A 9,534-nucleotide genomic window follows, 5' to 3' on the forward strand; every position below is an offset into this window, starting at 1 on the left:
CAGCGAAGCCAGGCGACTGTCAAGGGTCCGCGAAGCGGAGGCGTAGCCTTTACCCTTGACTGGCGACTGGCGAGCTGGATAATTTAAGCGGCGGTGTTCAAGTTGATAAAATCTAACTGAGGAATTTTACACACAATTTGGGACTTGATCTTTCAGATACTGAATAGTTTTTGTTTAAATCCGAAGAGATAATTGAATTCGGCTGAGCTATTTCATTTACAGTTTCAACTTTAGGAATACAGAATATAGAAGTTAAAACTGGAGATAATGAACCCCGGCGCTGGTAAAGGCGCAGCGCTGGCTGCGGTGGCCGGTTATTACGGCATAGACCGTGAAAACATAATCGCCGTGGGCGACAGCTACAACGACCTGGACATGATCGAGTACGCCGGGCGCTCGGGGTGGCGATGGCCAACGCCAGGGATGAGATAAAGATGCGGGCGGGGTTTGTCACCAACCCCGCTTCATTAAAACTGCGGGAACGCAGCCCGCAGCACTTATAACAATCTATCTTCGCAAAACAACCATGGCATCCGCAGCCTTGGCTCCCATTTTAGCAGGATATACCATTAAGGGGTTGATGTCCAGTTCTTCAATGCGATCCTTCAGTTCCGTGACCATGGCGGATACCTTCATAATTACATTGACCAGCGCATCTACATCGGCGGGCGGCTTTCCCCGCGTCCCCTTGAGCACCTGGTAACCTTTTATTTCCCTGATCATATCCAGGGCATCGCCGGGACTGAGAGGCGCCACCCGGAAAGAAACGTCTTTCAGCACTTCCACAAAAATCCCGCCCAAACCAAACATAATGGTTGGACCAAATACCGGGTCCCTGGTCACCCCGATAATTACTTCAATCCCCTGCGGCAGCATTTCCTGCACCAACACCCCGTTAATCCTGGCATCAGGCTTATATTTCCCGGCATTTTGCAGCACAGTCGAATATGCTTTTCTTACTTCCTCTTCCGAGGCCAGGTTTAGCATTAAAGCGCCGGCGTCCGTTTTGTGCGGAATATCCGGGGAATCCACCTTCAGGACCACCGGATATCCTATTTGCCCGGCCATGCGGACGGCCTCGTCCTCACTTCGGGCCAAGCCTTCCCTGGTCACCGGGATACCGAACCGGGCCAGGAGATCTTTGGACTGGCCTTCACTTAAAACACCCTGCAAACCATTCAATTCAACCTTGCTATGTTCCGAGCACGCAGAAACCGGTACTTCATATTCTTTATTTTCTCTTTTGCGCAGGAACCCGGCATAATCAGCCAGATGGGCCAATGCGCGAACAGCCAGGTTCCGATCGATGAGCACAGGCAGTCCGGCCCGGCGCAATTCCCTGACACCATCACCTTCGTCAGCTCCGGGTAATACCCAGGGAAAAATGACAATGGTTTTGCCGGTAGAGTTATATATATCGATAATTCTCCGGGCGATTTCAACCCCATAAGGCTCCGCTAAATTAAAGTTGGCCAAAATGATATCTACGTTATCATCCTCCACCAGGGCATTGAAACAGGTTACCAGTATTTGCGGGTGGGTCATATACTGGCCGGTCAAATCAATGGGATTCTGGACTGACGCGAATGAAGGAAGAACCGCTTCCATCTTTGCCCTTGTGCTTTCATTGAGCATGGGAAGAGTGAAACCCAGCTTTTCGCATGCATCGGCCAGGGTAACTCCGGTACCGCCGGATGTGGTCAATATGACGATATTTTTCCCCCGGGGAAGCCGGCCTGCGGAAATTAACGGGGCAAATGCAATCATCTCCTCGGGCCCATCAATTCTGATGATCCCTGTTTGCTTAAAAAAGGCGTCGTAGATCCGATCCACTCCCGCCAGGGACCCGGTATGTGAGGAGGCGGCCCTGGCGCCGGCCGTACTGCGCCCCACCTTCATAATCATTATGGGTTTTTGTGCTTTTACAGCTTCCTCAGCCACCCTGCGCAATTTTCGCCCATCCTTCGCCCCTTCGAGATACCCCCCCACCAGTTTGGTCGAGCGGTCCCGGATCATATATCCCAGAAAATCAGCAAATTCCGCATCCGCTTCATTGCCCGTACTGACGAAATAATTGAACCCCACACCGGCAGCAAGAGCCTGAGCATAAATCAAGGCCCCAAAAGCGCCACTTTGGGTAACAAAACCCACATATCTCGGATCCACATCGGGTATATCTACAACAAAAGCAAAAGAAGCTCTAACCCCATTGTTGGTATTGATCACCCCGACGCAATTGGGACCACATAGTCGAATGCCGGATCCCCGCGCCAGTTCCGTCATCTTTTCCTGCAGGAGACGCCCCTCCGGACCGATTTCCGCGAATCCCGAACTAAAGATGACGGCAGCCCTCACCCCTTTTGCAATGCACTGTTCCAGGGCGGCACAGACTCCTTCAGCAGGTATGCTGATAATAACCAGATCCACTTTCCCTGGCACATCGGCCAGGGAAGGATAACACTTAAGGCCGAATATTTCTTGGTATTTTGGGTTAACGGGATAAATATTACCTTTGTACCCCTTGTTCATCAAGGCAATTTGGGCTCTTCCGCTGGGTTTGGCAGAATCACTTGAAGCCCCGAGAATAGCTATGGATTCAGGTTCAAAAAATGGTTTTAGCGAAGCAACGTCAATGTCAGTTAACAATTGGTTTCACCTCCAAGTATTATGCCCGGCCCCGCTTGACAGGGTGAATAAAACAACCCTGCCAAGCATAAAAAAAGTGGAACAACCGTTTTTGTATTCGCTAAAATAAAACTGATCCACTTTGGATCACTTTGATAATATCAAACTGATCCACCCAACCCCCCGAACTACTGTTTTTGATATTACAAAAGTGATCCATTTGGGCCAATTTGATAATATAAACTGATCCACTCCCAAACTTCCCCTGTATACTTAAAAAAAACAAATTGCAGGGGAGAGAAAGAGAGTGATTCCATCAATACTTACGAACAAATCAGGTATCTTTTTGCCGTAAAAAAGTTTTCCCAAAGAAAAATAGCAAGAGAACTGGGCCTATCCCGAAACACAGTAAAGCGTTACTGCCAGGGAGAGAACGTTCCCTGGGAAAGTAATCACGGCAGTACCAACGGCCGGTTACCGGACCAATCGAAGAAATAGTCAAAGAATGGCTGGCCGGAGATCAGGATGCCCTCTTAAAACAGCGCCACACTGCCGAAAGGATCTACCAGCGCCTGGTAGAAGAACACGGCTTCACCGGTTCCGCCTCCACAATAAGAAAATTGGTTAAAGAACTCCGTCCGGAAAGTAGACAGGCTTGCGTGCCCCTGGAGTTCGACGCCGGTGAGGCGGCGCAGGTGGACTGGGGAGAGGCAACCATATACGTAGCCGGACGGAAAAGCAAAGTCCAGATCTTCTGCTACCGGCTCTATGTTATAGCTGTGCTCCTTACGTTGCTGCTTTCCCCAGCCAGCGCAGCGAGTGCTTCCTGGCCGGGCACGTCTAGGCCTTCAACTTCTTTGGCGGGGTCACCCGCCGGCTGATCTACGACAACTTAAAAACAGCCGTCAAGGAAGGCTGGGGACGTTATGTCAGAGCAGAACAGCCGGCTTTTATCGCTTTAAGAAGCCATTACGCCTTTAGCGCTGATTTTTGCAACCCCAGGGCCGGCAATGAAAAAGGGCTGGTAGAGGATCTCGTCGGTTTTGCCCGCCGCAATTTTTTTGTCCCGGTACCCCGGGTGGAGAACTTAACGGAATTGCAACCGGAGCTGGACAAAAGATGCATCCAGTACCAGAAAAAACACTTGCGCTACCACCCTGCACCGGTCAGAGAGGCCCTGGCCGCCGAGCAAAAGAATATGACCCCCCTGCCGGCCAGGGAATTTGATTACGCGGTAACAACTTTAGCCGAAGTAGATAACTTAAGCCTGGTCAAATTCGACCGTAACCGCTACTCCGTCCCCGTAAATCTGGTAGGGAAAACCGTCACCGTCAAGGGTTATCCTCTGGCGGTAAAGATTTACCACGGCTCCCGGCAAGTGGCCGCTCACCCGCGAAGCTATCTGCAGGGTCAAACCAGGCTGGAACTGGAACATTACCTGCCGGTACTGGTTAAAAAACCGCGGTCATTGAGGAACGCCGCCCCTTTGCGCCGGTCTGTATTACCTCCGGGATTTAATGCTCTCAAACAGAACCTTCTGGACCGGGGCGAAGACAGGGAACTGGCTCGGATCTTGGGACTGGTCCTGGATTACGGCATCGACGAAACGGAAAAGGCCATCGGTCTGGCTTTGCAAAGCGGCCAGCATAGTTACCAGGCTATCCGCTACTACCTGACCCGGCGGGAAAGCGATCCCCCTCTTCTGCCGGAATTCCCACGCGTGGAACCGGTCGGTCTGGAGCAGTACGATCGCCTCTGGGCGGGTGAGCGCCGGTGAGCAAAGCCGGATTAATCGCTCTTTACGCCAAGGAACTCAAACTTCCTGCCTTCACCGGTTACCAGGCGGTAATCCGTCAGGCTACCGCAGAAGGCTGGGGGTATGAAGAATTCCTCTGCGCGCTGCTCTCCCGGGAGTCGGCCAACCGGAAAGAGAACCAGGTTGCCAGAAGGATCCGGGCGGCCCGTTTTCCTTTACGGAAAACACTGGATGAATTTCAGTTCACGTCTTTACCCCATGTTAAGGAAGCATGGTCCGGGAGTTGGCCACCGGAGAGTTTATCAGGCGCCGGGAGAATATTTTAATGATCGGTAACCCCGGCACCGGAAAAAGTCATTTGTCTATAGCACTGGGAATGAATGCATGTACCAATGGCTACTCTGTGCGCTTTTTCACCGCCGCCGGTCTGGTCAACAAGCTTTCCGAAGCTCAGAATGAAAAAAGATTGGGCCGGTTGCTCAATGAGTTGGCGAAAGTTAATCTTTTGATTGTTGACGAACTTTCTTACATCTCCTTTCCCCGGCCAAACGCCGAACTGCTCTTTCAGGTTATCTCCGAGCGGTGCGAGCGTAGCAGTGTAATTATCAATAGCAACCTGGACTTTTCCCGCTGGGAGGAGATCTTCGGGGACCGCCTGCTGACCGCGGCACTGGTAGACCGTGTTACTTTCCGGTCCCACATCTTGAACATGAATGCAGAATCATACCGCCTCAAACAGCAATTAAAGCACAGTCCGGCTAGTGACCAACAGTTTCCGGACTTAAAGGCGGTGAGAAAGTGTTCGTCCGCTGGAAGGCCGTCCGGGGAGAATGCTACGCCCAGTTAGAAAAAAGGTGTTGGGAAAACGGCAAGGTCAAAACTAAGGTGGTGGCTTACCTGGGCAAACTTCCTTTTGACAAACTTTTGGCCATGCTCCGGGAAGGAAAAATCAGCGTTGCCGAAGTGGCCCAAATTAACTACCGGGAGAAACCAGTCGGCCTGCAAAATATTCTGGTCTATGCCCTGGCTATGGAATGCCGGGGGACTCCCTGGGCAAAAGTATCTTATTTAGCGGAGATTGGTTTATCCGCAAAGTCTTAAAAACTTTTGTATAAAAGGACAAGCTCAATAATTCTGTAGGTAAAAATACTATTACGACAGGAGTGATAATAATTGTGTTTCATTTAATGCCGACGGTAGGCAATTATTGCAGCCGAAAGATTGGTGGAACTCTTGTTCGCGCCCCGATTTCCCCTCCCCCGGGGAAGGGGAAATCGGCTCTGCTCAAGTAACAAAAAGGAAGTGGATCACTTTTACTTTATCACAAGTGGATCAGTTTTACTTTATCAAGTGGATCACTTTTCTATTGACAAACGCAGTTTTATTGTCAATAAGAGATTAGAACCTGCTTATACTTCCGGTGCTGATGTCCAAACAACTCTTTTCCTCATGAGGAGCGCCGTAATACTAAATACTGCGAACCCTACAGCTAAGGCTGCGACGAGCAGAAAGGATAAAGTGTAATCTCCACCGCGCCGGTCAGTAATGAAACCCCACAAAGATTGGCCGGTGGCTGTGGATAGGGCATATATCATCATAATCACAGAATAGATTTGGGGGTATTCACGCAATCCAAATATTCTCTTTATTAATAAAGCTGATTGAACTGTCGGCGTTGAGTAAGCCAATCCATAAATGAAAGCACCGATCAAGAAAAACGTGGGATTAGCCACCCCTAAATAAAGCATGGTAAGTACCCCTATAACGCCACAGAGGCCACAGAGCGCCAATGTTCCTATTGGACTTTTATCATTTAAAGCCCCAAAGGCAATCTTCCCTATCACAGTTCCAATCATGGCGCTGGAACCTATCATAGCTAATAAAGCCATTCCCATTCCCTTTGAAGAAGCATAAGAAGGAAGATAAACATATAAGTCGCTAAAGAGAGCAACCGACACCACATAAAGGAGCACAGGAATGATTGTCAGGGATTTAAAGGCGTCGGAAACGGATGCGCCTGCGAATCTTACATCGCCCGCACCTGTTACTACCTTTTCAATCCCGTGTGGCTTTAATCCGACATCTTCGGGGTTGCCTCTGACAAATAAGACGACGGGAATAAAAACGAGAACTAACGAACAAAGACCCATCGCTACGTAACCCATTCTCCATCCAAAATTGGCAATAACATATCCGGCAATTGGATTAAAGACAATAGCGCCTCCTGCCGTAAAAGCGAAACATAAACCCACAAAGAACCCCACCCTGTCGGCAAACCAGCGACCGATAAGGGTAGGAGTTGCTACGTATAGGAAAAACGACATTGTCATACCCAGGAATATTGAAGCAACATAAAAATGATAAACATTAGCACACAGCGCCATAGCAGCAGTCGTAATGGCATGAATCAGAACGACAATTGATAAAACGGAACGCACATTCTTTCCCTTCATGAGTTTACCGGCGATAGGAAGAAAGAGAGCGGACATCAGGCCAATTCCGGTCATATAGAGGGCTAATGCTCCTCTTGACACCCCTAATTCTTTTATTACCGAAGGAAAGAAAATACCGGCGGTATTGTAAGTTATTCCAACGCATAAACTCATACTACAGCATACCCAAACAATTAAATATGCATGATGAAAACGTTTTGCGGTCATGATTAAGCCTCCTTGTTTTATTTATTTGGCTCAAGTCGCAATTTTCATGCCAATTCAAAGACAGATGGTAACACGGTTTTGCCTTTTTTTTCCTTAATTTCTTTCTTCAGACAACTCATATTATTCTGTAAATTTTAGTGCTCATTATCCTCAATTATCGCATAAAACCTCACCCCAATTTTGCCGCTCCTAGTACCGGTTGCCATTCGGTTTTACACACAACCCCCCCCCCGGTAAATGAATTGACAGCAGCGATTACCGTTTTCTCAATGTTGAAAAGATAATAACGTCAAGTATTTCAGCTTTCTTAATATCCCTTCCACTTGCTTTACTATGCAATTACCATGCCGGTGCAAACCGGATGGTGGTCTGTGAAAAATACGTGAGGTTATTGTAATTTTTTTGCAAAAAAGCAATAAAGTAAATGCAGGGTCATGAATTCCCGCTTGCCCGGTGTTTTGGCGGCAAAATATAGTTGCCCACCCAGCCTTGGGGCTTTATTTCATAATGTAATCCAGTGTCCTATGAAATTTTGAAATATTGCAATATTTTTTGCAGTAGAACAATCCGAAGTAAGGGTTGCGTCCATCAGTTTTTGCTGTTGGTGGACACTCGACGTTAGGCATGGAACTTGCTATGCTAGAATAAGGTGACCGCGTACTTTTTATTTTTGCCATCGGAATTTACGTTACAGCGATGATCCTGCGGGGGATTAGCGGCATTGGAGGCTCTTTCCATAGACATCGATGCCCGGGCAGGGTTGGATTTTATGTTGAAAATGACTGATTTAAGGAAGGTATCGTTAATGAAACTTAAAGCGTTGATTGTAGACGACGAATACCCCGCGCGGCAGGAACTGCGGTATATACTAAGCAATTTCGACAGCGTGGAAATAGTGGGTGAGGCGGCCAACGCCCATGAGGCCCTTGCTCTGATTAAGGCTCTCGACTACCAGGTGCTGTTTCTCGATATTTCCATGCCCGGCATGAGCGGGTTGGAACTCGGCGCAGCCGTTCAGTCGCTGCCGAAGAGGCCATATATAATATTTGTAACCGCCCATGACGAGTATGCCGTTTCGGCCTTCGAAGTAAATGCTGTCGATTACCTTTTGAAGCCGGTGGAGCCTGGCCGGGTGAAAAAGGCGCTCAAAAAGGTTTTCCAGATTTCCCAGGAAACTCTCGTTCCGGAAGTAGTGGGGTATCAGGAAGGGCTGTCCGCCCCCGAGAATGATAAATAAAAAGTGATTCTTTCGGTAGTCTGTGAGGAGAGTTAAATATTCTCATTGGACGAGGAGGGAATGGCAAAAATGAAGCAATCCTCGTTAGCATGTGGTGCTGATGACCGGAGTGGTATGGTGGGCAATTCGATTCCGGAAAGGTTCAGAGAATATCTCGTTGGAAAACTTGGGTTCGAAGATGTAGTGGTGTACCGCGCTGAACCTCTATTCGGCGGCTTTTCGCGCGAATCCTGGAGAATTGACGCCGGTTGGCTCACTGCTAACGGAGCTCGGACAGAGCGAAGCATGATTCTGCGAATGGATCCCCCGTCCTCTCTACACGAAAGCAACCGACGTATCGAGTATGCGATGTATAAGGCGTTCTGGCCCGTACCGGGGGTACCGGTCCCTGAGCCGTTGTTTATAGAAGACGACCCGGGGCTGCTTGGGATGCCGTTTTTTGTTATGTCCAGGCTTGATGGAGTGGCGTGGCCGGGCGAGCTCCGCAAGCCTATATACAAGGAAAAGTGGTCCGGAATCGCGCGCCAGATGTTTGAAATTTTGGGTTTGATAGCAGCCCAGGATTACTGCGACCTGGGCTTGGCTGACGTATTGGCTGTCCCCTCTGTGGACGATGCGTGGGCGATGCAACTCGACTATTGGGAGAAGATAATTCGTGATCACGACATCGGTCCGCTTCCTGTAACCAGCGCTGTGATCCGTAAGTTGCGCCGGGAACCACCACCGGCAGCCTCAAAAGTGTCCGTTGTTCATGGTGATTACCGGATTGGCAACTACCTGTATTCTCCTGAAGGAATCATCGGAATATTAGATTGGGAACTCGCTCACCTTGGCGACCCGATTGAAGATTTGGCCTGGTCATTTGCCAGGAATTGGCACTTTGAGGCTGCGCCTGGCAAGGTAGCCGGGAAGCTCCTGCCCGATGAGGCAATCCGAATCTGGGAGGATGTCAGCGGCCTCAAGGTTGACCGCAATGCACTCAGGTGGTGGACGTTGTTCACCCACGTAAAAGCTTATGCCATGTGGGTCTCCGCAGCTCACAGAGCTGCCACCGATTCTGCGAGACGACTGGTTAATACGGACGCTGCCTGGAAAAACATGTATGCTCAAGAGCTGTGGATGCTTGAAGGAGTGTATTCGATAAACAATAAATCCCAAATGTAATATATAGGGAGACTTGTAATGATAAGCAAGCATAGTAAGCAAGAGCCTAAAAAAGCGCATGACAAATAGACCTTTTTAAAAACATTTTAAAA

Annotated in this window: 9 protein-coding genes and 1 pseudogene; 8 read left to right on the forward strand and 2 right to left on the reverse strand. The window is 49.1% G+C overall.

Going from position 1 to position 9,534, the window contains the following annotated elements; genetic code table 11:
• Positions 1–267: 267 nt before the first annotated feature.
• A complete protein-coding gene (locus tag IT084_RS17325; RefSeq protein WP_243277052.1) occupies positions 268–432 on the forward strand; it encodes an HAD-IIB family hydrolase in 165 nt (54 codons plus the stop codon).
• Positions 433–507: 75 nt separating this feature from the next.
• Here the strand turns inward: IT084_RS17325 and IT084_RS17330 are convergent, their stop codons facing one another.
• Entirely contained in the window at positions 508–2,646 is a 2,139-nt protein-coding gene (locus IT084_RS17330) for an acetate--CoA ligase family protein (RefSeq protein ID WP_195714139.1), read from the reverse strand.
• A gap of 366 nt (positions 2,647–3,012) precedes the next feature.
• Between IT084_RS17330 and IT084_RS19115 the strand changes: the two genes are divergently transcribed.
• From IT084_RS19115 to IT084_RS17345, 5 genes are all read left to right on the forward strand, one after another.
• Positions 3,013–3,123 carry a hypothetical protein gene (locus tag IT084_RS19115; RefSeq protein ID WP_395880074.1) on the forward strand — a complete coding sequence of 37 codons (111 nt, stop codon included), beginning with the start codon at positions 3,013–3,015 and terminating at the stop codon, positions 3,121–3,123.
• A 598-nt stretch (positions 3,124–3,721) separates the two neighbouring features.
• Complete coding sequence (locus IT084_RS17335; RefSeq protein ID WP_195714140.1) at positions 3,722–4,402, forward strand: Mu transposase domain-containing protein; 681 nt, start codon at positions 3,722–3,724, stop codon at positions 4,400–4,402.
• Positions 4,399–4,707 carry an ATP-binding protein gene (locus tag IT084_RS18720; RefSeq protein ID WP_207744664.1) on the forward strand — a complete coding sequence of 103 codons (309 nt, stop codon included), beginning with the start codon at positions 4,399–4,401 and terminating at the stop codon, positions 4,705–4,707. The genes IT084_RS17335 and IT084_RS18720 overlap by 4 nt, the downstream gene beginning before the upstream one ends.
• Positions 4,707–5,228, forward strand: coding sequence for an ATP-binding protein (locus IT084_RS17340; RefSeq protein WP_279327904.1), 522 nt, complete (start codon positions 4,707–4,709; stop codon positions 5,226–5,228). Before IT084_RS18720 ends, IT084_RS17340 begins: the two co-directional genes overlap by 1 nt.
• A complete protein-coding gene (locus IT084_RS17345; protein WP_195714141.1) occupies positions 5,180–5,482 on the forward strand; it encodes a hypothetical protein in 303 nt (100 codons plus the stop codon). The genes IT084_RS17340 and IT084_RS17345 overlap by 49 nt, the downstream gene beginning before the upstream one ends.
• 308 nt (positions 5,483–5,790) lie before the next feature.
• Here IT084_RS17345 and IT084_RS17350 read toward each other — a convergent pair whose 3' ends face one another.
• Positions 5,791–7,041 carry an MFS transporter gene (locus tag IT084_RS17350; protein WP_195714142.1) on the reverse strand — a complete coding sequence of 417 codons (1,251 nt, stop codon included), beginning with the start codon at positions 7,039–7,041 and terminating at the stop codon, positions 5,791–5,793.
• 805 nt (positions 7,042–7,846) lie between these two features.
• Here IT084_RS17350 and IT084_RS17355 point away from each other — a divergent pair.
• Together IT084_RS17355 and IT084_RS17360 are read left to right on the forward strand one after the other, a co-directional pair.
• Positions 7,847–8,215 (forward strand): annotated as a pseudogene (locus tag IT084_RS17355) (response regulator); the annotation flags it as partial.
• Between the two features lie 108 nt (positions 8,216–8,323).
• Positions 8,324–9,442, forward strand: coding sequence for a phosphotransferase family protein (locus IT084_RS17360; protein WP_195714143.1), 1,119 nt, complete (start codon positions 8,324–8,326; stop codon positions 9,440–9,442).
• Positions 9,443–9,534 lie beyond the last annotated feature (92 nt).

Origin of the sequence: Desulfallas sp. Bu1-1 (assembly GCF_015594625.1) — a bacterium.
Taxonomy (GTDB): domain Bacteria; phylum Bacillota; class Desulfotomaculia; order Desulfotomaculales; family Desulfallaceae; genus JADNRQ01.

Coding starts and splice junctions, on each gene's coding strand:
- IT084_RS17325 (WP_243277052.1), top strand. CDS start 268: ATGAACCCCGGCGCTGGTAAAGGCGCAGCGCTGGCTGCGGTGGCCGGT.
- IT084_RS17350 (WP_195714142.1), bottom strand. CDS start 7,041: ATGACCGCAAAACGTTTTCATCATGCATATTTAATTGTTTGGGTATGC.
- IT084_RS17340 (WP_279327904.1), top strand. CDS start 4,707: ATGATCGGTAACCCCGGCACCGGAAAAAGTCATTTGTCTATAGCACTG.